At 63.7% G+C, this 24,656-nt stretch carries 24 protein-coding genes; 17 read left to right on the top strand and 7 right to left on the bottom strand.

Features of this window, described 5'->3' with window-relative positions; all coding sequences use genetic code 11:
- Window positions 1-62: 62 nt before the first annotated feature.
- On the bottom strand, window positions 63-2,912 hold the full coding sequence (gene rapA / locus ACMGG8_RS27940) for an RNA polymerase-associated protein RapA (protein WP_060837868.1): 2,850 nt from the start codon (window positions 2,910-2,912) through the stop codon (window positions 63-65).
- 219 nt (window positions 2,913-3,131) lie between these two features.
- Between rapA and ACMGG8_RS27935 the strand changes: the two genes are divergently transcribed.
- Complete coding sequence (locus tag ACMGG8_RS27935) at window positions 3,132-3,473, top strand: hypothetical protein (RefSeq protein ID WP_060837869.1); 342 nt, start codon at window positions 3,132-3,134, stop codon at window positions 3,471-3,473.
- Here the strand turns inward: ACMGG8_RS27935 and ACMGG8_RS27930 are convergent.
- From ACMGG8_RS27930 to ACMGG8_RS27920, 3 genes are all read right to left on the bottom strand, one after another.
- Window positions 3,470-4,666 carry an aminotransferase class V-fold PLP-dependent enzyme gene (locus ACMGG8_RS27930; protein WP_414159987.1) on the bottom strand — a complete coding sequence of 399 codons (1,197 nt, stop codon included), beginning with the start codon at window positions 4,664-4,666 and terminating at the stop codon, window positions 3,470-3,472. The two genes, ACMGG8_RS27935 and ACMGG8_RS27930, sit on opposite strands and share 4 nt — an antisense overlap.
- 5 nt (window positions 4,667-4,671) lie before the next feature.
- Window positions 4,672-5,142, bottom strand: coding sequence for a RidA family protein (locus ACMGG8_RS27925; RefSeq protein ID WP_414158810.1), 471 nt, complete (start codon window positions 5,140-5,142; stop codon window positions 4,672-4,674).
- Between the two features lie 88 nt (window positions 5,143-5,230).
- Window positions 5,231-6,121: a LysR substrate-binding domain-containing protein gene (locus tag ACMGG8_RS27920; RefSeq protein WP_414158809.1), complete on the bottom strand. Its 891-nt coding sequence runs from the start codon at window positions 6,119-6,121 to the stop codon at window positions 5,231-5,233.
- 195 nt (window positions 6,122-6,316) lie between these two features.
- Between ACMGG8_RS27920 and ACMGG8_RS27915 the strand changes: the two genes are divergently transcribed.
- Together ACMGG8_RS27915 and ccoM are read left to right on the top strand one after the other, a co-directional pair.
- Window positions 6,317-6,478 (top strand): hypothetical protein, encoded by a 162-nt coding sequence (locus tag ACMGG8_RS27915; RefSeq protein ID WP_092320233.1) that lies wholly within the window; start codon window positions 6,317-6,319, stop codon window positions 6,476-6,478.
- A 145-nt stretch (window positions 6,479-6,623) separates the two neighbouring features.
- The gene (ccoM, locus tag ACMGG8_RS27910; RefSeq protein ID WP_015634423.1) at window positions 6,624-6,740 is read left to right on the top strand and encodes a cytochrome c oxidase subunit CcoM; all 117 of its coding nucleotides are present in this window, start codon (window positions 6,624-6,626) and stop codon (window positions 6,738-6,740) included.
- Window positions 6,741-6,874: 134 nt separating this feature from the next.
- Here the strand turns inward: ccoM and ACMGG8_RS27905 are convergent, their stop codons facing one another.
- Window positions 6,875-8,350, bottom strand: coding sequence for an inorganic phosphate transporter (locus ACMGG8_RS27905; RefSeq protein ID WP_060837872.1), 1,476 nt, complete (start codon window positions 8,348-8,350; stop codon window positions 6,875-6,877).
- Between the two features lie 374 nt (window positions 8,351-8,724).
- Window positions 8,725-8,925, bottom strand: a complete 201-nt coding sequence (locus ACMGG8_RS27900; protein WP_016962562.1) for a hypothetical protein — start codon at window positions 8,923-8,925, stop codon at window positions 8,725-8,727.
- Window positions 8,926-9,610: 685 nt separating this feature from the next.
- Here ACMGG8_RS27900 and pcaR point away from each other — a divergent pair.
- The 11 genes from pcaR (at window position 9,611) to pcaC (ending at window position 20,710) form a co-directional block, all read left to right on the top strand.
- Window positions 9,611-10,453 carry a pca regulon transcriptional regulator PcaR gene (pcaR, locus tag ACMGG8_RS27895; protein WP_060837873.1) on the top strand — a complete coding sequence of 281 codons (843 nt, stop codon included), beginning with the start codon at window positions 9,611-9,613 and terminating at the stop codon, window positions 10,451-10,453.
- A gap of 289 nt (window positions 10,454-10,742) precedes the next feature.
- On the top strand, window positions 10,743-12,089 hold the full coding sequence (locus tag ACMGG8_RS27890) for an MFS transporter (protein WP_060837874.1): 1,347 nt from the start codon (window positions 10,743-10,745) through the stop codon (window positions 12,087-12,089).
- Window positions 12,090-12,398: 309 nt separating this feature from the next.
- Window positions 12,399-13,256: a CoA transferase subunit A gene (locus tag ACMGG8_RS27885; protein WP_060837875.1), complete on the top strand. Its 858-nt coding sequence runs from the start codon at window positions 12,399-12,401 to the stop codon at window positions 13,254-13,256.
- Window positions 13,256-14,035, top strand: a complete 780-nt coding sequence (locus ACMGG8_RS27880; RefSeq protein WP_060837876.1) for a CoA-transferase subunit beta — start codon at window positions 13,256-13,258, stop codon at window positions 14,033-14,035. Before ACMGG8_RS27885 ends, ACMGG8_RS27880 begins: the two co-directional genes overlap by 1 nt.
- Entirely contained in the window at window positions 14,032-15,237 is a 1,206-nt protein-coding gene (gene pcaF, locus ACMGG8_RS27875) for a 3-oxoadipyl-CoA thiolase (protein ID WP_173655930.1), read from the top strand. The genes ACMGG8_RS27880 and pcaF overlap by 4 nt, the downstream gene beginning before the upstream one ends.
- 37 nt (window positions 15,238-15,274) lie before the next feature.
- Window positions 15,275-15,979 (top strand): protocatechuate 3,4-dioxygenase subunit beta, encoded by a 705-nt coding sequence (pcaH, locus tag ACMGG8_RS27870; protein WP_060837878.1) that lies wholly within the window; start codon window positions 15,275-15,277, stop codon window positions 15,977-15,979.
- 1 nt (window position 15,980) lies between these two features.
- Complete coding sequence (gene pcaG / locus ACMGG8_RS27865; protein WP_414158808.1) at window positions 15,981-16,547, top strand: protocatechuate 3,4-dioxygenase subunit alpha; 567 nt, start codon at window positions 15,981-15,983, stop codon at window positions 16,545-16,547.
- Window positions 16,548-16,786: 239 nt separating this feature from the next.
- Window positions 16,787-18,082, top strand: coding sequence for an MFS family transporter (locus ACMGG8_RS27860; RefSeq protein ID WP_060837880.1), 1,296 nt, complete (start codon window positions 16,787-16,789; stop codon window positions 18,080-18,082).
- A gap of 48 nt (window positions 18,083-18,130) precedes the next feature.
- Entirely contained in the window at window positions 18,131-19,495 is a 1,365-nt protein-coding gene (locus tag ACMGG8_RS27855; RefSeq protein ID WP_060837881.1) for a 3-carboxy-cis,cis-muconate cycloisomerase, read from the top strand.
- Between the two features lie 11 nt (window positions 19,496-19,506).
- Window positions 19,507-20,295: a 3-oxoadipate enol-lactonase gene (gene pcaD / locus ACMGG8_RS27850; RefSeq protein ID WP_060842666.1), complete on the top strand. Its 789-nt coding sequence runs from the start codon at window positions 19,507-19,509 to the stop codon at window positions 20,293-20,295.
- A 22-nt stretch (window positions 20,296-20,317) separates the two neighbouring features.
- On the top strand, window positions 20,318-20,710 hold the full coding sequence (gene pcaC, locus ACMGG8_RS27845; protein WP_060837883.1) for a 4-carboxymuconolactone decarboxylase: 393 nt from the start codon (window positions 20,318-20,320) through the stop codon (window positions 20,708-20,710).
- 71 nt (window positions 20,711-20,781) lie between these two features.
- On the opposite strand, the gene ACMGG8_RS27840 is transcribed toward pcaC, so the two are convergent.
- Window positions 20,782-22,044 carry an OprD family porin gene (locus ACMGG8_RS27840; RefSeq protein ID WP_060842667.1) on the bottom strand — a complete coding sequence of 421 codons (1,263 nt, stop codon included), beginning with the start codon at window positions 22,042-22,044 and terminating at the stop codon, window positions 20,782-20,784.
- A 607-nt stretch (window positions 22,045-22,651) separates the two neighbouring features.
- Here ACMGG8_RS27840 and ACMGG8_RS27835 point away from each other — a divergent pair.
- The 3 genes from ACMGG8_RS27835 (at window position 22,652) to ACMGG8_RS27825 (ending at window position 24,654) form a co-directional block, all read left to right on the top strand.
- A complete protein-coding gene (locus ACMGG8_RS27835) occupies window positions 22,652-22,909 on the top strand; it encodes an Os1348 family RiPP precursor (RefSeq protein ID WP_016965124.1) in 258 nt (85 codons plus the stop codon).
- Between the two features lie 93 nt (window positions 22,910-23,002).
- Window positions 23,003-23,473: a GNAT family N-acetyltransferase gene (locus ACMGG8_RS27830; RefSeq protein WP_414158807.1), complete on the top strand. Its 471-nt coding sequence runs from the start codon at window positions 23,003-23,005 to the stop codon at window positions 23,471-23,473.
- Window positions 23,474-23,493: 20 nt separating this feature from the next.
- On the top strand, window positions 23,494-24,654 hold the full coding sequence (locus tag ACMGG8_RS27825; protein ID WP_060842668.1) for an aKG-HExxH-type peptide beta-hydroxylase: 1,161 nt from the start codon (window positions 23,494-23,496) through the stop codon (window positions 24,652-24,654).
- Window positions 24,655-24,656: the final 2 nt, after the last annotated feature.

Here is a 24,656-nt window from a genome sequence, read left to right as displayed (position 1 = left end):
GGGCAGGCAAAAAAAAGGCCCGCATGATGCGGGCCTTTTGTTCAGCGGATGGAACCAGGCAATCAGCCCGCCACCAGCACCCGGATCGCTTCCAGGCGCAGGGCGGCTTTATCCAGCATCGCCAGGCCCTGTTCCCGTTGCTTGCGCAGGGCGACCAGCTCGCTGTCACGCACCGTCGGGTTGACCGCTTGCAAGGCGGTCAGGCGCGCCAGTTCTTCATCGGTATCGGCTGCCAGGCGACGTTTCGCTTCAGCCACACGCTCGGCGTGGCGTGGCGCGACCTTGGCCTCACCGGCGTTGATCTTCGGCGCCAGCTGGTCGCGCTGGGCCTGGATGAACTTGTTGGCGCTGGCCTTGGGCACGCTTTCCAACTGGTCGTTGAGGGTTTCGAAAGCCACCCGTGGCGACAGGTCGTTGCCGTTGGCATCCAGCAGGCAGCGCAGGGCGGCCGGCGGCAGGTAGCGACCCAGTTGCAACGAGCGTGGAGCGACCACTTCACTGACGTACAGCAGCTCAAGCAGCACGGTGCCGGGTTTGAGCGCCTTGTTCTTGATCAGCGCCACAGCGGTGTTGCCCATGGAGCCGGACAGCACCAGGTCCATGCCGCCTTGCACCATCGGGTGTTCCCAGGTGATGAACTGCATGTCCTCGCGGGACAGCGCCTGGTTGCGGTCGTAAGTGATGGTCACGCCTTCGTCGTCGCCCAGGGGGAAGCTGGCGTCGAGCATCTTCTCGCTGGGCTTGAGGATCAGGGCGTTTTCCGAGTGGTCTTCGCTGTCGATACCGAAGGCGTCGAACAGGGTTTCCATGTAGATCGGCAAGGCGAACTGGTCGTCCTGTTCAAGAATCGCCTCCACCAGCGCTTCGCCTTCGCCGGCACCGCCGGAGTTGAGCTCCAGCAGGCGGTCGCGGCCGGTGTGCAGCTCGGCTTCCAGGCGTTCGCGTTCGCTGCGGGCTTCGTCGATCAGCGCTTGCCACTCGCCATCGTCGGCGTTTTCCAGCAGCGGCAGCAGGCGTGGGCCGAACTGATGCTGCAGGGCGTTGCCGGTCGGGCAGGTGTTGAGGAAGGCGTTCAGGGCTTCGTGGTACCACTGGAACAGCCGCTCTTGCGGGCTGGTTTCCAGGTACGGCACGTGCAGTTCGATCACGTGTTTCTGGCCGATCCGGTCCAGGCGGCCGATCCGCTGCTCCAGCAGGTCCGGGTGCGACGGCAGATCGAACAGCACCAGGTGGTGGGCGAACTGGAAGTTGCGGCCTTCACTGCCGATTTCCGAGCAGATCAGCACTTGGGCGCCGAACTCTTCGTCGGCGAAGTAGGCCGCCGCGCGGTCGCGCTCGAGGATGTTCATGCCTTCATGGAACACCGTGGCCGGGATGCCGGAACGCACGCGCAGGGCGTCTTCCAGGTCCATGGCGGTTTCGGCGTGGGCGCAGATCACCAGGACCTTGGTGCGTTTGAGCATCTTCAGTTGGTCGATCAGCCACTCGACCCGCGGGTCGAATTTCCACCAGCGCTGTTCTTCGTCGCCGGCCTCGGGCTGCGCCTGGAAGCTGACTTCCGGGTACAGCTCGGCGTGTTCGCCCAGGGGCAGTTCCAGGTATTCGTCCGGGCATGGCAGCGGGTAGGCATGCAGCTTGCGCTCCGGGAACCCCTGCACCGCGGCGCGGGTGTTGCGGAACAGCACGCGGCCGGTGCCGTGGCGGTCCAGCAGTTCGCGCACCAGGCGCGCACTGGCTTCGCTGTCGCCGTCGTTGACCGCGGCCAGCAGGGCTTCGCCTTCGTTGCCGAGGAAGCCGTGGATGGTCTGGTGCGCTTCGGCGGACAGGCGGCCCTTGTCCAGCAGCTCTTGCACGGCTTCGGCCACCGGGCGGTAGTTTTCGCTCTCGGCACGGAAGGCCGCGAGGTCGTGGAAACGGTTCGGGTCCAGCAGGCGCAAACGGGCGAAGTGGCTGTCCTGGCCCAGTTGCTCCGGGGTCGCGGTCAGCAGCAGCACGCCGGGGATGGTTTCGGCCAGCTGTTCAACCAGGGCGTATTCCGGGCTGATCTGGTCTTCGTGCCACACCAGGTGGTGGGCTTCGTCCACCACCATCAGGTCCCAGCCGGCGGCGAACAGCGCGTCCTGGGCCTTCTCGTCGTCCACCAGCCACTCCAGGGCCACCAGGGCCAGTTGGGTGTCCTCGAACGGGTTGCTGGCGTCGCTTTCGATAAAGCGCTCTTCATCGAACAGCGCCACTTGCAGGTTGAAACGGCGGCGCATTTCCACCAGCCACTGGTGCTGGAGGTTTTCCGGAACCAGGATCAGCACCCGGCTGGCACGGCCCGAGAGTAGCTGGCGATGGATCACCAGGCCGGCTTCGATGGTCTTGCCCAGGCCCACTTCGTCTGCCAGCAGGACCCGCGGCGCGATGCGGTCGGCCACTTCACGGGCAATGTGCAACTGGTGAGCGATGGGTTGGGCACGCACGCCACCCAGGCCCCAGAGCGAGGATTGCAGCTGGCGGCTGGTGTGTTCCAGGGTGTGGTAGCGCAGGGAGAACCAGGCCAGCGGGTCGATCTGCCCGGCGAACAGACGGTCGCTGGCCAGACGGAACTGGATGAAGTTCGACAGTTGGGTTTCCGGCAGGGTGACGGCTTCGTTCTGCCCGTTGAGACCGTGGTAGACCAGCAGGCCATCGACGTCGTCGACTTCCTGAACGGTCATTTTCCAGCCTTCGAAATGGGTGATGCTGTCACCCGGAGAGAACCTCACGCGAGTGAGGGGCGCATTCCGTAGCGCATACTGGCGGGTGTCGCCAGTGGCCGGATAGAGCACGGTCAGCAAGCGACCGTCCTGTGCCAGAACGGTGCCTAAACCCAGCTCGGCTTCGCTGTCACTAATCCAGCGTTGCCCCGGTTGATACTGCTGCGCCATGCTGCCTGACTCCCGCTTTGAAAAAGCCGACTATCTTAACGGAACGATGCTTCCAGTCCAAAGAACTCTGATAAAAACCCCTGGATTAAAAGGTAGCGTACGGCGTGCATTCGTCGGTTGGCAGGGCACTATCGGCTGACGACTGGGTCACAGTTTTGCGACCGATGGCTCAAGTCGCCCATGCCGCAGCCGACAGCCTGCTGACAGGAGACCCATAACATGCTGCCACCGATGCTCCCCTTGAGTGCCGTGCCCATCACATCCCAGCAGGATCCGGTCCGCCAGCGTCCGGACATCCCGCCGGTGGTGCCGGTGCAGCAAAGCTCCAATGAAAGCACCATCGATCTGCAAAAGCGCGATCCCGAGCAGTCGGCTCTGCTGCTGCGCGAAGAGCAGCAGCGCCAGCAGGAAAAACAGCGGCGCAAGCGTGAGGCCGATGATGATCCCGAGCAGCACCTGGCCGTGCCCGGCGACGAGTTGAACGCCGACAACACCGTGCCGGTGGTGCCGCTGATTGACGACGCCCCGCGCCAGGGCCTGTGGGTGGATGTCGAAGTCTAGGGCCGATGGGCGCGCGCCAGTTCCGCGAGGGCCTGCAACAGGCGCTCGATTTCCTCTTCTGTATTGAAATAACTCACCGCGATCCGGGCAATGTCACCGAGGCCCCGGGCCTGCATGTCCAGCGGTGTGTAGTGCATGCCATTGGCGCCAATGTTGATGTCGCGGCGCGCCAGTTCTTCCTTCAGCGTCTGCCCGTCCCAGCCTTCGAGGGTGAAGGCGATCAAGGCCGATTGCTGCCCCGGTTGGCCCAGGTCTCGGAGTTGCACGCCGGGCAAACGCTCCAGCCCCCGGCGTACGCGGTCGCTCAGCATGCGGATCCGCTGGGCGATGGCATCGATGCCGATGCGCTCCAGCTCCTGCAGGGCATTGGCCAGACCGGCCAGCAGCACCAGCGACACTTCACTGGTTTCAAAGCGTCGGGCATCGTTGCGCAGGGCGAAGCCCTGGCCGTCCCAGGGGGCCGACAAGACGTCCCGTGGCAGCGGGCTGAGCTGTTCGAGGAAGCCTGGCCGTACATAGAGCAGGGCCGTGCCCCGAGGGCCGCGCAGGTATTTGCGTCCGGCGGCCTTGAGCACATCGCAGCCCAGCGCCTGCACGTCACACCGCAACTGGCCCACAGCCTGGGCGGCGTCGATGAAATAGGGGATGCGCCACTGGCGCGCCAGCTGGCCGATGGCCGCTGCCGGGTTGATCAGCCCGCCGTTGGCCGGCAGCCAGGTCAGGGCGATCAGCCGCACCCGGGTGTCGAGCATGGATTGCAGCGCCTCGACTGAAACCGCGCCCTGGCTGTCGCAGGGAATCACCTCCAACCGCGCGCCGGCCGCCACGGCCGGGGCCATGCAGGCCAGGTTGCCGGCCCATTCCTGGCGCCCCACGAGGATCCGGTCTCCCGGTTGCCAGGCGGGCAGGGCGTGGAAAGCCATGCTCCAGGCCGCCGAGCCACTGCTGGCAAAGGCGATCGCTTGCGGGCTGGTATTGAGCACACGGGCCGCGGCTTGTCGCGCTTGTTCCTGCCACTGCGCGCCATGGCGGGCGGCTTCCATCGGCCCGTTGTGCGCTTCGCGTTGCAGTTGCTCCAGCATGGCGTCCAGGGTGCCCTGGCTGGGCAATGAAGCCCCGGCATGATTGAAATGGCAGACTCGGGCACACCCCGGCGTGGCGGCCCGCAACCGGGAGATCTGCTCCAGGTCCAGGGGCTTCACGGCTTGAGCTCGAAAATCCCGTCGACCTCCACCGCGACACCGACGGGCAGGCTGGCGACGCCCACCGAGGTGCGGGCATGCCGGCCCTTGTCGCCCAAGGCATTGACCAGCAGGTTGGAGGCCCCGTTGGCGACCTGGCCATGCTGCTTGAAGTCGGCGCTGGCGGCGATGAACACCCCCAGCCGACTGATGCGTTGCAGCCGTGACAGGTCGTCACCCAGGGCGGCCGCCAGTTGCGCCAGCAGGGCCAGGGCCGCCAGTTCCGCGGCCTGGGCGCCTTGCTCGACGCTGAGGTTGTCACCGAGCCGGCCAAGCAATTGCGGATGCTCCTCGGCCGACGGCGTCTGCCCGGAGATGAACAGCAGGTTCTGACTGCTGACATGATTGACGTAGTTGGCGATCGGCTGGCCGGGACGCGGCAGCTCAAGACCCAGTTGTTGCACGCGTTGTTGCAGAGAGTCACCCATGGCAAGTCCTCGAATGAAAGGCTTGCAGCATCGGTGTTCGCTCCCGGGGCGACAAACGGATAGATCTAATCCGACGTATCTGAATTTCTCATGTGTCGCGGCCCTGTTCCATCAACCCTTGCTCCATTAACCAGTGTGCAAAACACTCGGCCGACGGATTGGCCGCGCCTTTGGCGGTCACCAGCCAGTAGCCGATGTGAGGGCTGTGCAGGGAGGGCAGGTCGAAGGCATCCACCAGGCTACCTTGGGCGAGGTGCCGGCGGATCAGCTGACGGCGGCCCATGGCGATGCCTTGGCCGGCCACTGCCGCTTCCACCACGATGTTGTAGTCGTGGAGCATGACGCTGGGGTGGGAGCCGAGGTCGATGCTGTTCTGCCTGCTCCAGTCGTCCCACTCAAAGGGCCGGTGGGCGCGGGCCATCAGCAAGGTGCCATTGGCCAGGGCGCGGGCCTTGAACTCCGGGCTGCACACCGGCGACAGCTGTTCGGCGAGAAAGCGCCTGGCCTCGACCTTGGGCCAGTTGCCCTTGCCGTAGCGAATGGCCAGGTCGACCTCGGCCCCGGCCACATCCGCCAGGTCGATTGCCGGTTGCAGCTCCAGCTGGATCTTTGGGTGACGGCGGCTGAAGTCCGCCAGGCGCGGGGCCAGCCACAAGGTGGCGAAGGACGCCAGCAGGCCAACGCGCAGCACCCGCGGCGGCTCCGCGGCCAGCAGTGCCCGGGTGGCTGCGGCGATCTGCTCCAGGGCCGGCCGGATCTGCTGGTAATAGGCGGCGCCAGCGGCGGTCAGGTCGATGGCGCGGGTGCGCCGCACAAACAGTGGCTGGCCCAGGTGCTGTTCGAGCTTGTGCACTTGATGGCTGATCGCGCTCTGGCTGACACACAGCTCACGGGCCGCCTTGCTGAAACTCAGGTGGCGGGCCACGGCCTCGAAGGCGCGCAGGGCCAGTAGGGGGGGCAGGTGCTGGGGCGTTTGCACATCCGCTTTCCTATGGGTGGGGGGGCGGCCATTGTGCGGATAAAAAATCTCTCCGGCAGCGACTTTATTGCATTCGCGTTGGTCTGATCACTGGTCAGGTGCGGCGCCGCGTCGCATTATTGGCACATTCGCCAAGGCCGCCCCGGGTTCCAGACCGTGCGGTCGATATTGACTTCGAGTGATGCAAGCCAAGCCATGAATCAAGACGACAAACTGATCGACCTGACCGCCGAGCGCGCCAAGCGCGTACATGACCTCAATGAAAAGCGCCTGAACGAAGTGCGCCAGGCATTCGAGCAGGCCATGCCGCTGGGCAAAGCCAAGAAAAAACCGAAAAACAAACCGAAAAAGCGCTGAACAGGGCGCTTTTTTGTTGATACAGGTCAGTTATTCCCCCTTCCTTGCGCCCACTCATGGGCGACATTGACCCCGGTCAATTTTCCCCGCCGCCTCTTTGGTTAACTTAGCCCCATCGCAACAGGGCAAGAGCAGGAGGCCAGTCATGTTTTTCGACAATGTGGTGATCGCCGGAGTGCTGACTGTCGGCCTCATGGTTCTGTTTTTCGCAGGGTTTGGATTCTTCATCTGGAAAGACGCGAATAAGCGTAAAAAACCTTAAGTCTCTCCAGAGCAACGAGCACGCAAGGCATTTTGGGCAACTTCGGTTGCCCTTTTTTTTGCCCGCAGAAAAGCGTGCGGCATAAAAAAGGTGCGTCCCTGGGGGCGCACCTTTTTTATTCCCGGGCGGGTGGATCAGGTGCCCAGGACCTTCGACGCCGCCCAGAACAGGCCGGCCGACAGGGCCACCGTGGCCGGCAGGGTCAGGACCCAGGCCAGCAGGATGGTCTTCACCGTGCCGCTCTGCAGGCCGCTCTTGTTGGCGACCATGGTCCCGGCCACGCCGGAGGAGAGTACGTGGGTGGTGGACACCGGCAGGCTGAAGATATTCGCCAGGCCGATCAGGCCCGCGGCGGTGATCTGTGCCGACATGCCCTGAGCGTAGGTCATGCCCTGTTTGCCGATCTTCTCGCCAATGGTCAGTACCACGCGCTTCCAGCCGATCATGGTGCCCAGGCCCAGTGCCAGGGCCACCGCCAGGATTACCCAGAACGGCGCGTACTCGGTGGTGGCGGTCAGGTCCTTGCGCAGCTTGTCCAGGTCAGCCTTTTCACGGGCTGCCAGGTCCGGCAGTTTGCCCACTTTCTTCGCCGTGTCGTCCAGGCACAGCAGGTAGCGACGCACCTCGATGCGGCTCTCCGGCGACAGCGAGTGGTAATCGGCGACACCCTTGAGGCTGCTCAGCAGGGCGCTGATGGTCGGCTCGGTTTGTTGCGGATTGCAGCGGAACTTGCCCGGCAGGTCGTCTTTCACGCTCTTGCCCAGGGCCAGGAATTCGCCCAGGGAGTCGTGGTTGCGCTCATAGAACTGGCTCAGGTGCAGGGTTGCGTCGCGGGTCCGCTCGATCTGGTAGGTGGTGCTGTTGAGGTCCAGCACGAACTGCGCGGGGACGATACCGATCAGCACCAGCATGATCAGGCCAATGCCTTTCTGACCGTCGTTGGAACCGTGGACGAAGCTCACGGCCATGGCCGAGATCACCAGCACCAGACGGTTCCAGAACGGTGGGTGCTTCTTGTCATCGACCTTGCGGCGCTGTTCCGGGGTCTTGTGCATCTTGGAGATCGGCCGCCACCATTTCAGGCCGATCAGCACCAGCGCGGCAATCAGGAAGCCGGCCATCGGCGAGAACACCAGGGAAGCGCCGATATCGATCGCTTTCTGCCAGTTCACGCCATCTCCCAGCGGGATGTCGTTGAGCAGGGCATTGGCCAGGCCGACACCGAGGATCGAGCCGATCAGGGTGTGGGAGCTGGAGGCCGGGATGCCGAAATACCAGGTGCCCAGGTTCCAGGCGATGGCCGCCGCCAGCAGCGAGAAGACCATGGCCAGACCGTGGCCGGTGTTGACATTGATCAGCAGTTCCACCGGCAGCAGGTGGACGATGGCATAGGCCACGCCGACCCCGCCCAGCAGCACACCGAGAAAATTGAATACACCGGAAAAGAATACGGCCAGGTGCGGCGGCATGGCTTTGGTGTAGATAACAGTGGCAACCGCATTAGCGGTGTCATGAAAGCCGTTGATGAACTCGTAGGCGAGGACAAAAGCCAGGGCGAGCAAGAGGCTCACAAGCACCCAAGCATCCAGTCCGCTGAATAAATCGATCATGAAGGTTTTCTGACCCGGTCATAAGGGGGCGCGATTATGCCAGAAAACCCTGGTAATCAATGCACAAGGTGCTCACCGGTAACATTCTTCAACGAAAAAACTGACCCAGAGCAGAGTTTTTGTCGATTCTCGTCGAGCCTGGCAACCCATTGAGTTTATTGGGTTTGAGCGCCATGAGTGCGGGCTCGACCGGCGTGAAGCAAAGGTTAAAACGATCGTATGAAATTTCAGCGAAAGGGCCTGCCGGGTGCCGATTCTCGTCCGGATGGGACAAGGTGGCGAAGGGCCCGGGGTGGCGAGCATCAATAGTCTGCCAGGCCGCCGAGATCATCGTGCGGACCAGCGAGCAAGCCCTATGAAGTCAGGCCGCCAGATTATGGCTGTTCGGCCTTGAGCTCTTTTTCCATCTTTTGCAGTTCTTGAGTGAAAGCCTGATCGCGAATAGTTGCGCGTTTGCGCCAAGGTTTGCGTTCCGGTTCGGGCTGGGCGGCATAGCGGGTGATCTCGCCGCCGTAAACTTCCTTGTAACGTTGTTCCTGGCGCTCAAGTTCCGCGCGCAGTTCGTCTTTCGTCACAGTGTTACCTAATTGAGTAAAGGTCCATTCCGGCGTAACGCATTGCCTGTGGGCGACTATAACAATCCGAATCGGGCTTCTGGGGCTGCCGATTCGTGATCCGTTCCAGCGTGCCTTTTGTTGCATGCGGCCACGTCACCGGATGAAGACAACTGTCGTAGCAACAGTGTTGTTTGTTGCAAGCGGATTGGCCGAATCTGCTTTGAGGTCAAGCGCTTGCGGCAGGTGATCGATTACAGCCTGGCGTCACCTGGGCGAGGCGGGAGCGGGACTCACTCCGTGTTCCTCGCTCGTGCAGTATAGCCGCGGCGAAGAATAACTCTATGGGCGACAAGTTTAAAATAGCCAACTTTATTGTGAGTGTTTTGTGACACGGAAGTTCGAAACACTTCCTACACGATGCTTCCTGTTTTCGTACTCCACCAATGGAAGTCTAGATGGGGTGTCGCTGCTCTTTATACAAGTGGCGAATGGAAAAAACAGCGCGCAGCGCCAGCTTCGGCTGGCGATTATTACTATGAGTTTTTGCAATAAAAGAGTGCTGAATAGGGTGGCGGCCTCAAGCGCGGCGGATTGCGATTATCGGTCGCCGGTTCGATAATCGCCCGATGTTGCCGGTGGCAGCTTGTGCTGTCTCTCCAATACGGCTTGTAATACGGCCGAATTTTGTCGCAGGGAACCTGAAATGAACGATCAGATGCGTAATTCCTTTACCTCGGTGGCGCCGCCGATCGTGGCTTCGGCGGCGAAGAGGATTCAGGCGTTGACCGGTGACCCGGATTTCATGACTTCCCTGGCTCGTGGCCTGGCAGTGGTGCAGGCGTTTCAGGAGCGCAAGCGCCACCTGACCATCGCCCAGATCAGCCACCGCACGGAAATTCCCCGGGCCGCGGTGCGTCGTTGCCTGCACACCCTGATCAAGCTGGGCTACGCCACCACCGATGGGCGCACCTATTCGCTGCTGCCCAAGGTGCTGACCCTGGGCCATGCCTACCTGTCGTCGACGCCCCTGGCGGTTTCCGCTCAGCCCTATCTGGACCGCATGAGCGAGCAGCTCCACGAGGCTTGCAACATGGCCACCCTGGAAGGCGACGACATTCTCTACATCGCCCGTTCCGCCACCACCCAGCGCCTGATTTCCGTGGACCTTTCGGTCGGCGGGCGCCTGCCGGCCTATTGCACGTCCATGGGGCGCATCCTGCTGGCGGCCCTGGACGACTCTTCGTTGCATGAGTACCTGGAGCACGCCGACCTGCAGGCCAAGACCAGTCGCACCCTGCATACACCGGAAGCCCTGCTGGAATGCCTGCAACAGGTGCGTCGGCAAGGCTGGTGCATTGTCGACCAGGAGCTGGAGCAGGGGCTGCGCTCGATCGCCGTGCCGGTGTACGACGCCTCGGGCCAGGTGCTGGCGGCATTGAACGTCAGCACCCACGCCGGCCGGGTCAGCCGCGCCGAGTTGGAACAGCGCTTTTTGCCCGGCCTGCTGAGCGCCAGCCGCGATCTGAGCGCCCAGCTGTTTGCTTAAGCTGTTCGATAAACGCACAGATCCGCCTCGGACGAATTGACGCTGTTTCCCCTGGCTCATTAATGTCGCGGCAGCGTCATCGGCGGCCAGCCGGCATTGCCGGTCTGCGCCGATGACCCGTCCAATAATAATGAAGAGGCCAACTCATGAGCATGCTCTCCCTGCGTCGTTGCCGTGACCGTTCCTGCCGTCCCGCCCGAGTCGCCTGATTTACTCCACCCTTTCTACGTGACCTGATCAGCCCTTGGCGGCCTTTGCTCGCCTGCGTTTTAGTGTGGAAATAACAACAATGAACCAACCTCAATCCGCTGTAGGGAACTGCCTTGATGTGCAGTCCTTCATCAATGCCCAACCCTTGTCCCGTTACCAGTGGCGAGTGGTGATCCTGTGTTTTCTGATTGTCTTCCTCGATGGCCTGGACACAGCGGCCATGGGCTTCATCGCCCCGGCGCTGTCCCAGGACTGGGGCATCGACCGCGCCAGCCTCGGCCCGGTGATGAGCGCCGCGCTGATCGGCATGGTCTTCGGCGCCCTGGGCTCTGGACCCCTGGCCGACCGTTTCGGGCGCAAGGTGGTGCTGGTGGGGGCGGTGCTGCTGTTCGGCGCCTTCAGCCTGGCGTCGGCCTATAGCACCAATGTCGATCAGTTGCTGGTCCTGCGCTTTCTCACGGGCCTGGGGCTGGGGGCGGGCATGCCCAACGCCACCACGCTGCTGTCGGAATACACCCCCGAGCGCCACAAATCGCTGCTGGTAACCAGCATGTTCTGCGGTTTCAACCTGGGCATGGCCGGCGGTGGCTTCATTTCCGCCAAGCTGATTCCGGCCTTCGGCTGGCACAGCCTGCTGCTGATTGGCGGAATTCTGCCGTTGATCCTGGCCCTGGTGCTGGTGGTCTGGTTGCCGGAGTCGGCGCGTTACCTGGTGGTGCGCAATCGCGGCACCGACAGGGTGCGCAAGACCCTGGCGCCGATCGCCCCGGCCATCGTCGGCGAGGCCGGCAGTTTCAGCGTGCCCGAGCAGAAGACGGTGAAGGCGCGCAACGTGTTCGCGGTGATCTTCTCCGGCACTTACAGCGTGGGCACCTTGCTGCTGTGGCTGACCTATTTCATGGGCCTGGTGATTGTCTACCTGCTGACCAGCTGGCTGCCGACCCTGATGCGGGACAGCGGGGCGAGCATGGAGCAGGCCGCCTTTATCGGCGCCCTGTTCCAGTTCGGCGGGGTGCTCAGCGCCGTAGCCGTGGGCTGGGCCATGGACCGTTTCAATCCGCACAAGGTGATCGGCTGTTTCTACCTGCTGGCCGGGGTCTTTGCCTACGCCGTGGGGCAAAGCCTGGGCAACATCACCCTGCTCGCCACCCTGGTGCTGATCGCCGGCATGTGCGTCAACGGCGCGCAATCGGCGATGCCGTCCCTGGCGGCGCGTTTCTATCCGACCCAGGGGCGGGCCACCGGGGTGTCCTGGATGCTCGGCATCGGCCGTTTCGGTGCCATCCTCGGCGCCTGGATGGGGGCGACCCTGCTGGGCCTGGGCTGGAACTTCGAACAGGTACTGACCGCCCTGGTGATTCCGGCGGCCTTGGCCACCACCGCCGTGGTGATCAAGGGCATGGTCAGCCACGCCGACGCCACCTGACGCCATCTCGCCCCCTAGGCAGTGTCGCAGGCTGCCCGCGGGCCCGGAGGGGCCCGCTGTTCCAAGGTCCTGCGCAAGGTTCTTCAAGCCCCGTCGCAGCCTGCGGCGGCGGCCACTAGCCGACCCGCAAGGCTGTTTCGGGATGGGAGAGCGGTAATCGATAGCCACGCAACAATGCGTTCGATAATCGAACACTCAGTCGATTATCGGATTGTTTGGGGTCTGGCTCCCGCTTAATCTTCAGTCACTGCGGCGCGCCCAGAGCGCCTTTTTCTCCAGTCGCTGAATAACAATCGGGAGACCCCATCCATGGCTGAAATCCTTTCGCTGCACGACGCGGTGAAGCAATTCGTCAACGACGGCGACACCGTCGCGCTCGAAGGCTTCACCCACCTGATTCCTACGGCCGCAGGTCATGAAATCATCCGCCAGGGCAAGAAAGACCTGACCCTGGTGCGCATGACCCCTGACTTGATCTACGACCAGTTGATCGGTGCCGGTTGCGCTCGCAAGCTGATTTTCTCCTGGGGCGGCAACCCGGGCGTGGGCTCCCTGCACCGCCTGCGCGATGCCGTGGAAAAGCAGTGGCCTCAGCCGCTGGAAATCGAAGAGCACAGCCACGCCGACCTGGCCAACGCCTATGTCGCCGGTGCCTCGGGCCTGCCGTTCGCCGTGCTGCGGGCCTACGCCGGCTCCGACCTGCCCAAGGTCAACCCGCTGATCAAGACCGTGACCTGTCCCTTCACCGGTGAAGTGCTGGCGGCGGTGCCTTCGGTACGCCCCGATGTCACGGTGATCCACGCGCAGAAAGCCGACCGCAAGGGCAACGTCCTGCTGTGGGGGATCCTGGGGGTGCAGAAAGAGGCCGCCCTGGCCGCCAAGCGCTGCATCGTCACCGTCGAGGAAATCGTCGACGACCTGAACGCCCCGATGAACGCCTGCGTGCTGCCGACCTGGGCCCTGAGCGCGGTCTGCCATGTGCCGGGCGGCGCCCATCCGTCCTATGCCCACGGTTACTCCGAGCGCGACAACCGCTTCTACCAGGCCTGGGATCCGATCGCCCGCGACCGTGAAACCTTCACCGCCTGGATCAACGAATACATCCGCGGCAGTGCCGACTTCAGCGAATTCCAGGCCAAGCTGGCCGCAGCTTCGGAGGCCAAGTAATGAACTACTCCACCAATGAAATGATGACCGTGGCCGCTGCCCGTCGCCTGCAGAACGGCTCGGTGTGCTTCGTCGGCATCGGCCTGCCCTCCAAGGCCGCTAACCTGGCGCGCCTGACCTCGTCGCCAGACGTGGTACTGATCTACGAGTCCGGCCCGATCGGCGCCAAGCCCAGCGTGCTGCCGCTGTCCATCGGTGACGGCGAGCTGGCGGAAACCGCCGACACCGTGGTGCCTACCGGCGAGATCTTCCGCTACTGGCTGCAGGGCGGACGCATCGACGTGGGGTTCCTCGGGGCTGCCCAGGTCGACCGTTTCGGCAACATCAACACCACCGTGGTCGGTGATTACCACCGGCCCAAGGTACGCCTGCCGGGCGCCGGCGGTGCTCCGGAAATCGCCGGTTCGGCGAAAAGCGTACTGATCATCCTCAAGCAGTCGTCCCGCTCCTTTGTCGACAAGCTGGATTTCATCACCTCCGTCGGTCACGGCGAGGGTGGCGACTCGCGCAAGCGCCTGGGCCTGCCCGGCGCCGGTCCGGTGGGGATCATCACCGACCTGTGCATCATGGAGCCGGAAGCCGGCACCCACGAATTCATCGTCACCTCGCTGCACCCGGGCGTGACCCGCGAGCAGGTAGTGGCCGCCACCGGCTGGGCGATCCGTTTCGCCGAGCACGTGGCCGAAACGGCCGCACCCACCGAAGTCGAACTCACTGCCCTGCGTGACCTGGAAGCGCGCACCGCCGCGGCCCATGGCCAAGCTCCTGGAGAAGCCTGATGCGTGACGTATTCATTTGCGATGCCATTCGTACCCCCATCGGCCGTTTTGGCGGCGGCCTCTCGGCCGTCCGTGCCGATGACCTGGCGGCAGTGCCGATCAAGGCGCTGATGGAGCGCAACCCGGGCGTGGACTGGAGCGCGCTGGACGAGGTGTTCCTCGGCTGCGCCAACCAGGCCGGCGAGGACAACCGCAACGTGGCACGCATGGCGTTGCTGCTGGCGGGCCTGCCGGACAGCGTGCCCGGGGTCACCCTCAACCGTCTCTGCGCCTCGGGCCTGGACGCCATCGGCACCGCGTTCCGCGCCATCGCCAGCGGCGAGATGGAGCTGGCGATTGCCGGCGGTGTCGAGTCCATGTCCCGCGCGCCCTTTGTCATGGGCAAGGCCGACAGCGCCTTCTCGCGCAACATGAAGCTGGAAGACACCACCATCGGCTGGCGTTTCATCAACCCGCTGATGAAGGCCCAGTACGGCGTGGACGCCATGCCGCAGACTGCCGATAACGTGGCCGACGACTATCAGGTGTCCCGCGCCGACCAGGACGCCTTCGCCCTGCGCAGCCAGCAGCGCACCGCCGCGGCCCAGGCCGCCGGCTACTTCGCCGAGGAAATCGTCCCGGTGCGCATCGCCCACAAGAAGGGCGAGACAGTGGTGGAGCAGGACGAACATCCGCGTGCCGACACCACCCTGGAAACCCTGGCCAAGCTCAAGCCGGTCAACGGCCCGGACAAGACCGTCACCGCCGGCAACGCCTCCGGGGTCAACGACGGCGCCGCGGCGCTGATCCTGGCGTCGGCCGAGGCGGTCAAGAAACACGGCCTGACCCCGCGTGCGCGGGTGCTGGGCATGGCCAGCGCCGGAGTGGCGCCGCGAGTGATGGGCATTGGCCCGGTGCCGGCGGTGCGCAAGTTGATCGAACGCCTGGGCGTGGCGGTCAGCGATTTCGACGTGATCGAGCTCAACGAAGCCTTCGCCAGCCAGGGCCTGGCGGTGCTGCGCGAGCTGGGCCTGGCGGACGATGCGCCACAGGTCAACCCCAATGGCGGCGCCATTGCCCTGGGCCATCCACTGGGCATGAGTGGTGCGCGCCTGGTGCTGACGGCCCTGCATCAGCTGGAAAAGAGCGGCGGTAAAAAAGGCCTGGCCACCATGTGCGTAGGTGTCGGCCAAGGGCTGGCGCTGGCCATCGAGCGGGTCTGACTGCCTGCCTTATACAAGAAGAGAACGAGGAACCACCATGAGTGACAAGCCCGGTTACCGGCGCCCGCAAGCGGGCACTCAGCCTGATTATCTGCACCCGGCCTACCAGTCGACCAACACCCGCTCGCCGTCCAAGCCGCTGGTGTTCCTGCCCCATTCGCTGTCGGAAATCACCGGCCCGAGCATCGGCGCCGAATCGATCCAGGAACGGGACAACGACCTGACCGCGCAGCACGCAGGCCAGCCCCAGGGCGAGCGGATCATCATCCACGGCCGCGTGCTGGACGAAAACGGCCTGCCGGTGCCGGGCATCCTGGTGGAGATCTGGCAGGCCAACGCCGCCGGTCGCTACAACCACGACCGCGACCTGCACGATGCACCGCTGGATCCGAACTTCACCGGCACCGGGCGCACCGTGACCGATGCCGACGGCTGGTATCAGTTCCAGACCATCAAGCCCGGCGCCTACCCCTGGGGCAACCACCACAATGCCTGGCGTCCGGCGCATATCCATTTCTCGCTGTTCGGCCCGAGCATCCTCACCCGCCTGGTGACCCAGATGTATTTCCCCGGCGACCCGCTGCTGGAATATGACCCGATCTACAACTGCGTGCCGGACACCCGCGCCAAGGAACGCCTGATCGCCCGTTTCGATCTGGAGAAAACCATCCCTTCCTACGCCCTCGGTTACCGTTGGGACATCGTCCTGCGCGGCCGCGATGCCACGCCGATGGAGAAATGACATGACCCTGACCGCGACTACCTCCCACACCGTCGGCCCCTACTACCACATCGGCCTGACCTGGCTGAACCGCGAAGACCTGACCGAGGAAGGCACTCGGGGCGAGCGGGTGGCGATCACCGGCCAGGTGGTGGACGGCAACGGCAACTTCGTCAACGACGCCATGCTGGAGGTCTGGCAGGCCAATGCCGCCGGCAAGTACCGCCACCCGGAAGATCAGCAGGACAAGCCCCTGGACCCGCACTTTCAGGGATTTGGCCGGGTGCCGGTGGACGCCGAAGGGCGCTTTCGCTTCACCACCATCAAGCCGGGCACGGTGCCGGGCCTCAAGGGCACGACCCAGGCGCCGCACCTGGTGGTGCTGGTGTTCGCCCGTGGCCTGGTCAAGCACCTGCTGACCCGCATCTACTTCGACGGCGAGCCGGCCAACGCCGCCGACCCGCTGTTGGCCTGCGTGCCTGCGGAGCGCCGCGGCACCTTGCTGGCCAGGGCCGATGCCGCCGGTCACTACCAGTGGAACGTGATTCTCCAGGGGACCGACGCCGAGACGGTGTTCTTCGATTACTGAGCCGGAGCACGGTGTAGCCGCTGCCGCAGGCTGCGAACGGCCCGAAGGGACGCGGTTGCGGCGAGTTTGGCGAGAGAGTGCCAAGCAAGGCCCTGCGTACCGAACGCGGCCCGGCCTTTCGCAGCCTCGCCGTGGCTCGGCAGCGGCTACAGGCAGAACCATAGGGCCCATGTCCCGTAGGGAACGGGAGTGTTGCCAGGTGTGTCTAGACTCACACTGTCCCCCACGAGTGAAAAATCATGACAACAAGCACAAGTCACTACACCGCAGAGGAGCGCAGCAAAAGGATCTTTGCCATTGTCGGTGCCTCCTCCGGCAACCTGGTGGAATGGTTCGACTTCTACGTCTATGCCTTTTGCGCCATCTACTTCGCCCCGGCATTTTTCCCCTCCGACGATCCCACGGTGCAGTTGCTCAACACCGCCGGGGTGTTCGCCGCCGGCTTTTTGATGCGGCCCATCGGTGGCTGGCTGTTCGGCCGGGTTGCCGACCGCCACGGGCGCAAGAACTCGATGATGATCTCGGTGCTGATGATGTGCGCCGGCTCCCTGGTCATCGCCTTTTTGCCGACCTACGCCAGCATCGGTGCCTGGGCGCCGTTCCTGCTGCTGGTGGCGCGCCTGTTCCAGGGCCTGTCGGTGGGCGGCGAGTACGGCACCACCGCCACCTACATGAGTGAAGTGGCGCTCAAGGGCCAGCGCGGGTTCTTCGCCTCCTTCCAGTACGTGACCCTGATCGGCGGGCAACTGCTGGCGGTGTCGGTGGTGGTGGTTCTCCAGCAGTTTCTCGATGAGGCCGAGCTCAAGGCCTGGGGCTGGCGCGTTCCGTTCGTGATCGGTGCCATCGCGGCGCTGATCTCGCTGCTGCTGCGGCGTTCGCTGAAGGAAACCACCAGCAAGGAGATGCGCGAGAACAAGGACGCCGGCAGCGTCGCCGCGCTGTTCAAGAATCACTCGGCGGCCTTCATCACCGTGCTGGGCTACACCGCCGGCGGCTCGCTGATTTTCTACACCTTCACCACCTACATGCAGAAGTACCTGGTGAACACCGCGGGCATGCATGCCAAGACCGCCAGCTACATCATGACCGGCGCGCTGTTCCTCTATATGTGCATGCAGCCGCTGTTCGGCATGCTGGCGGACAAGATCGGCCGGCGTAATTCCATGCTCTGGTTCGGCGCCCTGGGCACCCTGTTCACCGTGCCGATCCTGCTGACCCTGAAGACCGTCACCAGTCCGTTCCTGGCCTTTGTGCTGATCACCCTGGCCCTGGCCATCGTCAGTTTCTACACCTCCATCAGCGGCCTGGTGAAGGCCGAGATGTTCCCGCCGCAGGTGCGCGCGCTGGGGGTGGGCTTGGCTTATGCGGTGGCCAATGCGATCTTCGGTGGCTCGGCGGAATGGGTGGCCCTGAACTTCAAGAACATGGGCATGGAAAACACCTTCTACTGGTACGTCACGGCGATGATGGCGATAGCCTTCCTGTTCAGCCTGCGCCTGCCGAAGCAGGCGGCCTACCTGCACCACGATCTTTGACCTGTGTGCCTGCGCCCGAGCCGGGCGCAGGCTTGCTAAGGACTGTTTATGACCCTGACTGCGAGCAACCAGTTGTTCGATGCCTACTTCACTGCCCGGGAAATGCGCGGAGTGTTCTGCGACCAGGGGCGGGTCCAGGCCATGCTCGACTTCGAGGCGGCCCTGGCCCGCGCCGAGGCGCGGGTCGGGCTGATCCCGCAGCGTGCCGTGGCCCCGATCGAGGCGGCCTGCCGGGCGCAACTCTATGATTTCCAGGCCCTGGGAGAGGCGATTGCCACGGCCGGCAATTCGGCGATTCCCCTGGTCAAGGCCCTGGGCAAGCAGATCGCCCGCAGCGATGGTGAGGCCGAACGCTATGTGCACCTGGGAGCCACCAGCCAGGACGTGATGGACAGCGGGCTGGTGCTGCAACTGCGCCGCGCCGTGCAGTTGCTGGAGCAGGACCTGTTGCGCCTGGGGGACCTTCTGGCGGCCCAGGCCACGCGTCATGCCGACACGCCCCTGGCCGGCCGAACCTGGCTGCAGCACGCGACGCCGGTGACCCTGGGCATGAAGATCGCCGGTTGGCTGGGGGCGGTGACCCGCAGCCGCGAGCGCCTGCAACAACTCAAGCCGCGCCTGCTGGTGCTGCAGTTCGGCGGCGCCTCCGGAACCCTCGCGGCCCTCGGCGAGCAGGCCCTGCCGATTGCCCGGGCCCTGGCCGAGGAACTGCAGCTCCGCCTGCCGGAACAGCCTTGGCACACCCAGCGCGACCGTCTGGTGGAGTTCGCCTCGGTGCTGGGCCTGCTGGCCGGTAGCCTGGGCAAGCTGGGGCGCGATATCAGCCTGCTGATGCAGACCGAGGCGGCGGAAGTCTTCGAGCCTGCTGCGCCGGGCAAGGGCGGTTCGTCCACCATGCCGCACAAGCGCAACCCGGTGGGCGCGGCGGTACTGATCAGCGCCGCGACCCGGGTTCCGGGCCTCCTGGCGACAATGTTCACCGCCATGCCCCAGGAGCACGAGCGCAGTCTCGGCCTGTGGCACGCCGAATGGGACACCCTGCCGGACATCTGCTGCCTGGTGTCCGGGGCGCTGCAACAAGCCTTGCTGGTGGCCGAGGGGTTGCAGGTCGACAGCGCCCGCATGGCGCGCAACCTCGACCTGACCCGGGGCCTGGTCCTGGCCGAAGCGGTGAGCATTGAACTGGCCCAGCGCCTGGGCCGGGAAACCGCCCATCACCTGTTGGAACAATGCTGCAAGCGTGCGGTGGAGGAACAACGCCATCTGCGCGAGGTATTGGCGGACGATGCCCGGGTCTGCGCCGAGCTGTCGGCGGCAGAGCTGGATCGTCTGATGGATCCGGCGCATTACCTCGGTCAGGCCCAGGCCTGGGTCGAGCGCGCCGTGGCTGAACATTTTGCCTTGAAGGCCTGAAGGAGACTGCTGTGGGATTCGTGAAACTCGCCGAGGGCGATCTGCACTATCAACTCGAAGGACCAGAGGGCGCGCCGGTACTGGTGCTGTCCAACTCCCTGGGCACCGATCTGCGCATGTGGGACAAGCAGATGGCGGCCTTTACCCGGCACTTCCGGGTGCTGCGCATGGACACCCGCGGCCATGGTCTTTCGCTGGTGAGCGAGGGGCCCTACAGCATCGAGCAACTGGGCCGGGATGTGCTGGCGTTGCTGGATGCCCTGGATATCCAGCGTGCGCATTTCTGCGGCCTGTCCATGGGCGGCCTGATCGGCCAGTGGCTGGGGATCAACGCCGGCGAGCGTTTGCACAAACTGGTGGTGTGCAACACCGCGGCCAAGATCGGCGAGCCCTCGGTGTGGAACCCGCGGATCGAGACCGTGCTGCGTGACGGCCCGGCGGCCATGGTGGCGCTGCGTGACGCCTCCATCGCCCGCTGGTTCACCGCCGACTTCGCCCAAGCCCACCCTGACCAGGCCAAGCTGATTACCGACATGCTCGCCGCCACTTCGCCCCAGGGCTATGCCGCCAACTGCGCGGCGGTGCGCGATGCGGATTTCCGCGAGCAACTGGGGGCGATCAAGGTACCGACCCTGGTGATTTCCGGCAGTGACGACGCGGTGACCCCACCCTCCGGCGGTCATTTCATCGAGCAGCACGTGGCCGGCGCCGAGTACGCCGAGTTCTATGCCGCGCACCTGTCCAACGTCCAGGCCGGCGACGCGTTCAGCGCCCGTGTCGTGGAATTCCTGCTGGCCTGAGCATCGATACAAGGAGCCCTTCGTGGACGAGAAACAACGTTATGACGCCGGCATGCAGGTGCGCCGCGCGGTATTGGGCGATGCCCATGTCGACCGCAGCCTGAATGCCCTGAACGAGTTCAACTCGGAATTCCAGGAAATGATCACCCGCCATGCCTGGGGCGATATCTGGACCCGCCCGGGCCTGCCGCGGCACACCCGCAGCCTGATCACCATTGCCATGCTGATCGGCATGAACCGCAACGAAGAGCTCAAGCTGCACCTGCGGGCTGCCGCCAACAACGGCGTGAGCCGTGGCGAGATCAAGGAAGTGATCATGCAGAGCGCGATCTACTGCGGCATCCCGGCGGCCAATGCCACCTTCCACCTGGCCGAATCGGTGTGGGACGAACTGGGCACCGAGTCGCGCCTGTAACCTGTTCCACGGCCCAACAAAAAGGCCAGCCCGATCACCGGGCTGGCCTTTTTTGTGGGGCTGATGCGCCGTTACAGCAGGCTCAACGGATAGCTGACGATCAGGCGGTTTTCGTCGAACTCGTTGTTGCTGAAATCCCGGCGCATGGTGGAGTTGCGCCATTTCAGGTTGAGGTTCTTCAGCGTACCGCTCTGCACCGTGTAGCCCAGCTCGCTTTCCCGGCCCCATTCCTTGCCGTCGCTGACCGTGGCGGTGTGCACGTTGCTGCCGCTGATGTAGCGGTTCATCAGGGTCAGGCCTGGCACTCCCAGGGCGGCGAAGTTGTAGTCATGGCGCAGTTGCCAGGATCTTTCCTGGGCGTTGTCGTAGCTGGCGTTGAAGCTGTCGTTGGCCAGGGTGCCACCGCTGGTGCCGTTGACCCGCATCCAGGCGCTGGGGCCGGTGAGTTTCTGCAGGCCGACATAGAAGGTGTTGCCGCCGTACTTGGCCGAGAACAGGCCGGACCAGGTGCGGTTTTCCAGATCGCCGGCACGGGCGCTGCCGTCCTCCTTGCCGTAGAAGAAGCCCAGGTTGGCGCCCAGGGTCCAGTCGCCCAGAGGCTGGGTGTGGATCAGGTTGACGAACTGCTGGCGGTAGATGTCCTTGAGCTGGGCGTTCCACAGGGCGACCTGGGTGCGCTTGTCGTTGAAGGCGTATTCGGCGCCCTGGAAGTTGAAGCGGTCGGAAGTGAAGGCCGCTTTGCCGAACATCGTCATGTCGCTCATGCTGCTGTCGTCGCGCGGGCTGTTGCCGCGGAACTGGCCGCCGTAGAGCGTCAGGCCGGCGATTTCCCTGGAGGTGATCTGGCCGCCGCGGAAGGTCTGCGGCAGCGAGCGGCCGTCATCGGAACGCAGGATCGGCAGCACCGGCATCCACTCGCCGACCTTGACCTCGGTCTGCGACAAGCGGGCCTTGAACGCTACCCCCAGGCGCCCGAAGTTGTCCGCCGGGCGGCCGTCGTGGTCCAGGGGCAGCAACTGGGTGCCGCCGGTGCCCTTGCCACCGTCGAGCTTGAGCGAGTACAGGCCCAGCACATCCATGCCGAACCCCACGGTGCCCTGGGTGAAACCCGACTTGGCGTCGAGGATGAAGCTCTGAGTCCACTCTTCGGCCTTGCCCTGAGCCTTGGTCGGGTTGGTGAAGTTGCGGTTGATGTAGAAGTTGCGCAGGTTCAGGTTGGCCTGGGCGTCCTCGAAAAAGCCCGATTCCGCGGCCACTGCCGGCAGGGCGAGGCTGGTCAACGCCACCGCCAGAAGGCAGGGCACAAGGTGTTGTGGCGGGGTGATTGGCTTCATGTGTCGGTCTCTCTAATTGTTAGGGGTGCAGCAACCCACTGCCGGCAAATCTGCGGACAGCGTGCAATACCTTGAAGGTGCAGCGGGTGGGATCAGCCGGAGCGGGCAGGGCGTGGGGGCATGACATCGAACCTGTTGTTATTGGTGTGTTCGGGTGCCGGGAATGGTGCGTTGCCCCCCAGGGGCGATCAATTGGCGAATGGCGGTTTTGGGCGATTAACGAACACTTATCGAGTTCGCTTCCGGGGCGCCGACAACCCCGGGATGCCTGTTGAATCCTGGGGTTGTCCGCGCTGCTCGATGGGGCCTGGTCCTTGTGCGGTATTCCTGGCGCGCCACAGATTCATGACAAGTGTTTATTGCTTTGGTTGTAAGTCATTGTCTACAAGTGGCTTACTTATATAAAAGGTATAGGGGTAATCGCCAGTTAAGCTTTAAATTCGGTGTTATCTATTATCGTAAAAAGGTTTAAGCGAAAACTTTGCCGGTGCTGGAAATGCAGACTTGCCTTGCTATATTGAAAGTCCTCAGGGCGGATAGGGATAAGTTGTAAGTTTCGTCAGGAGAAAGGTTGTTATCGTGCTTTCAATATATAAGGAGAGATACCATGAGTACGAAAGTCAATCAGGAGCGCCTTGCATCAGTAGTAGGCCGCGCACTTCTGGATAAGGACTTCGCGGCGCAGTTGCATCAGGATCCTGAAGCGGCTGCCAAAGGCATCGGCGTGCACTTGAGCGCCACTGAAGTGGGCGCCGTGAAAAGTATCGATACGGCAAAACTGACCAGTGCCGGGTCGGCCATTCGCGACAAGATCGGTGTCGCGGCGATCTTTGACACTCAACAGCAACAGGCGCGAATGGACTGAGCGGGGCGTGTGCAGTCCGGTGTGTCGCCCTTCAGTGCGGATCAGGGCGGCACACCGGAATCGGGATTCAAGTCCACAGTGGAGTGCGTGTCCGTGTCCATCAGCCTGGTGTCGATGCAGGAAGCCGACTTCGAGCGTTTCGCCCGGCGAGCCTTGCAGGAGTATGCCGCCGGCATGGTGGCCGCCGGTGAATGGCCGCCGGAGCAGGCATCGTTCCAGGCGGCGGAGGTGTTCCGCCAGTTGCTGCCGCAGGGCCGCCTGAGTCCGCACAACCACCTGTGGCGGGCGCTGCATGCGGGGCGGGCGGTGGGTGAGCTGTGGATCGCCGAACGTCAGACCGGGTCCCGACGGATTGCCTTCATCCTCGATCTGTATATCGAACCGATCGAACGTCGCCAGGGTTACGCCAGGCAGACGCTGCTGGCCGGTGAGTCGCTGGCGCGCGAGTGGGGCTGTGATGAAATGCGTTTGCATGTCTTCGGTCGCAACCTTGAGGCGCGTCGTCTTTATGAACTGCTGGGCTATGAAGTCGCCAGCCTGACGATGAGCAAGCCCTTGCCGTGAACTTTAGGGAAGGTTGAACCATGGACAGCGTAAACAGCAAACAAGCGGAACTTTCCATCGACGAGCTGTTTAAGGGCACTACTTTTCTTGCGGACAGCGAACCGCAACGCTTTCTCCAGTTGCAGGAACAAGTTGCGAAGAATCGCTATACGATGTTTGTCGCGTTATATGCGGAACTGTCAAAGTTATTTGCGGCGAATTCTGCGCTGCGAGTATTTTTCAAACAGGCGCTGGATATTATTCTGTCGCCGGAAAGTGTCCGCAATCCACTGGTCGCGCATCCGGTATTTCAGATCTGGAGTGTGCTGACGTTTCGCGATGTCAACTATCTATTGACTGGAAAGACCCTGGATGACAGCGAGGTCAAGGCCAGGCTGCTGGAGTTTCCCCAAGTGCTGCAACGGATTGAAGCTGCGCAGCAGGCACGGCCCGATGAACAGTGCCCGCCGGTGTATCGCTTCGATGTCGATCCGCTGATCACGCAGGTCACGCCCCCCAGTTATGACTACCCACCAGACGAGGCGACCCGGCGTCAGCTGGAGCGCGCGGGTTATTCCAAAGCGTTTTTTCGCGATGTCATGCAACTTGCCCTGCAGCGGATCAAACACACCTGGCCGGCCTGTCATGAACAGTGGCAGGTGCTGGTCAAGGCCGTGTGCTACTTGCCCGACGGCAGTTTTCGCAGTTGCTCCGCGTCCCGCTATACCGGGGTGATCCTGCTGTCGAGCCGAGACAACTCGATACTCGATCTGGAGGAGTCGCTGGTGCACGAGGCGACCCACCAGTTGCTGTACAACGTGGTCGAAGTCGCCGCGGTGGTCGAGCCCCAGGCTTCGCGGGAGGTCCTGTACACCCTGCCCTGGTCGGGGCAGCAGCGCGACTTGTACGGGTACTTTCATGCCTTTTATGTCTACATCGCCCTGGTCAAGTACCTGGAACGGGTTCGCGACCGTCCGGCGCAGGAGATGCGCCGGGCCGAGCAACGCCTGCTGTTCATCCTGCGGGGTTTGAGCAAGGCGCAGGCGGATTTCGCCGCCGCACCGGGTTTTACCGCGCAGGGGCGGGAGCTGCTGGGCAATCTGCTGCAGGAGGTGCATCGCCTGGAGCGTCGCCATGCCGGATCGCTGAGTCGGGGCGAGGGCGCCAGTGCCGTTGCCACGGTCCTGCACATGACGGCCTGAGC

Source organism: Pseudomonas sp. BNK-45, from assembly GCF_047456255.1.
Taxonomy (GTDB): Bacteria; Pseudomonadota; Gammaproteobacteria; order Pseudomonadales; family Pseudomonadaceae; genus Aquipseudomonas.
The sequence above is the reverse complement of the archived record's forward strand: the minus strand, read 5'-3'. Positions and strand labels throughout refer to the sequence as shown.

Coding starts and splice junctions, on each gene's coding strand:
- rapA (WP_060837868.1), bottom strand. CDS start 2,912: ATGGCGCAGCAGTATCAACCGGGGCAACGCTGGATTAGTGACAGCGAA.
- ACMGG8_RS27935 (WP_060837869.1), top strand. CDS start 3,132: ATGCTGCCACCGATGCTCCCCTTGAGTGCCGTGCCCATCACATCCCAG.
- ACMGG8_RS27925 (WP_414158810.1), bottom strand. CDS start 5,142: ATGGGTGACTCTCTGCAACAACGCGTGCAACAACTGGGTCTTGAGCTG.
- ACMGG8_RS27915 (WP_092320233.1), top strand. CDS start 6,317: ATGAATCAAGACGACAAACTGATCGACCTGACCGCCGAGCGCGCCAAG.
- ccoM (WP_015634423.1), top strand. CDS start 6,624: ATGTTTTTCGACAATGTGGTGATCGCCGGAGTGCTGACTGTCGGCCTC.
- ACMGG8_RS27905 (WP_060837872.1), bottom strand. CDS start 8,350: ATGATCGATTTATTCAGCGGACTGGATGCTTGGGTGCTTGTGAGCCTC.
- pcaR (WP_060837873.1), top strand. CDS start 9,611: ATGAACGATCAGATGCGTAATTCCTTTACCTCGGTGGCGCCGCCGATC.
- ACMGG8_RS27890 (WP_060837874.1), top strand. CDS start 10,743: ATGAACCAACCTCAATCCGCTGTAGGGAACTGCCTTGATGTGCAGTCC.
- ACMGG8_RS27885 (WP_060837875.1), top strand. CDS start 12,399: ATGGCTGAAATCCTTTCGCTGCACGACGCGGTGAAGCAATTCGTCAAC.
- ACMGG8_RS27880 (WP_060837876.1), top strand. CDS start 13,256: ATGAACTACTCCACCAATGAAATGATGACCGTGGCCGCTGCCCGTCGC.
- pcaH (WP_060837878.1), top strand. CDS start 15,275: ATGAGTGACAAGCCCGGTTACCGGCGCCCGCAAGCGGGCACTCAGCCT.
- pcaG (WP_414158808.1), top strand. CDS start 15,981: ATGACCCTGACCGCGACTACCTCCCACACCGTCGGCCCCTACTACCAC.
- ACMGG8_RS27860 (WP_060837880.1), top strand. CDS start 16,787: ATGACAACAAGCACAAGTCACTACACCGCAGAGGAGCGCAGCAAAAGG.
- ACMGG8_RS27855 (WP_060837881.1), top strand. CDS start 18,131: ATGACCCTGACTGCGAGCAACCAGTTGTTCGATGCCTACTTCACTGCC.
- ACMGG8_RS27840 (WP_060842667.1), bottom strand. CDS start 22,044: ATGAAGCCAATCACCCCGCCACAACACCTTGTGCCCTGCCTTCTGGCG.
- ACMGG8_RS27835 (WP_016965124.1), top strand. CDS start 22,652: ATGAGTACGAAAGTCAATCAGGAGCGCCTTGCATCAGTAGTAGGCCGC.
- ACMGG8_RS27825 (WP_060842668.1), top strand. CDS start 23,494: ATGGACAGCGTAAACAGCAAACAAGCGGAACTTTCCATCGACGAGCTG.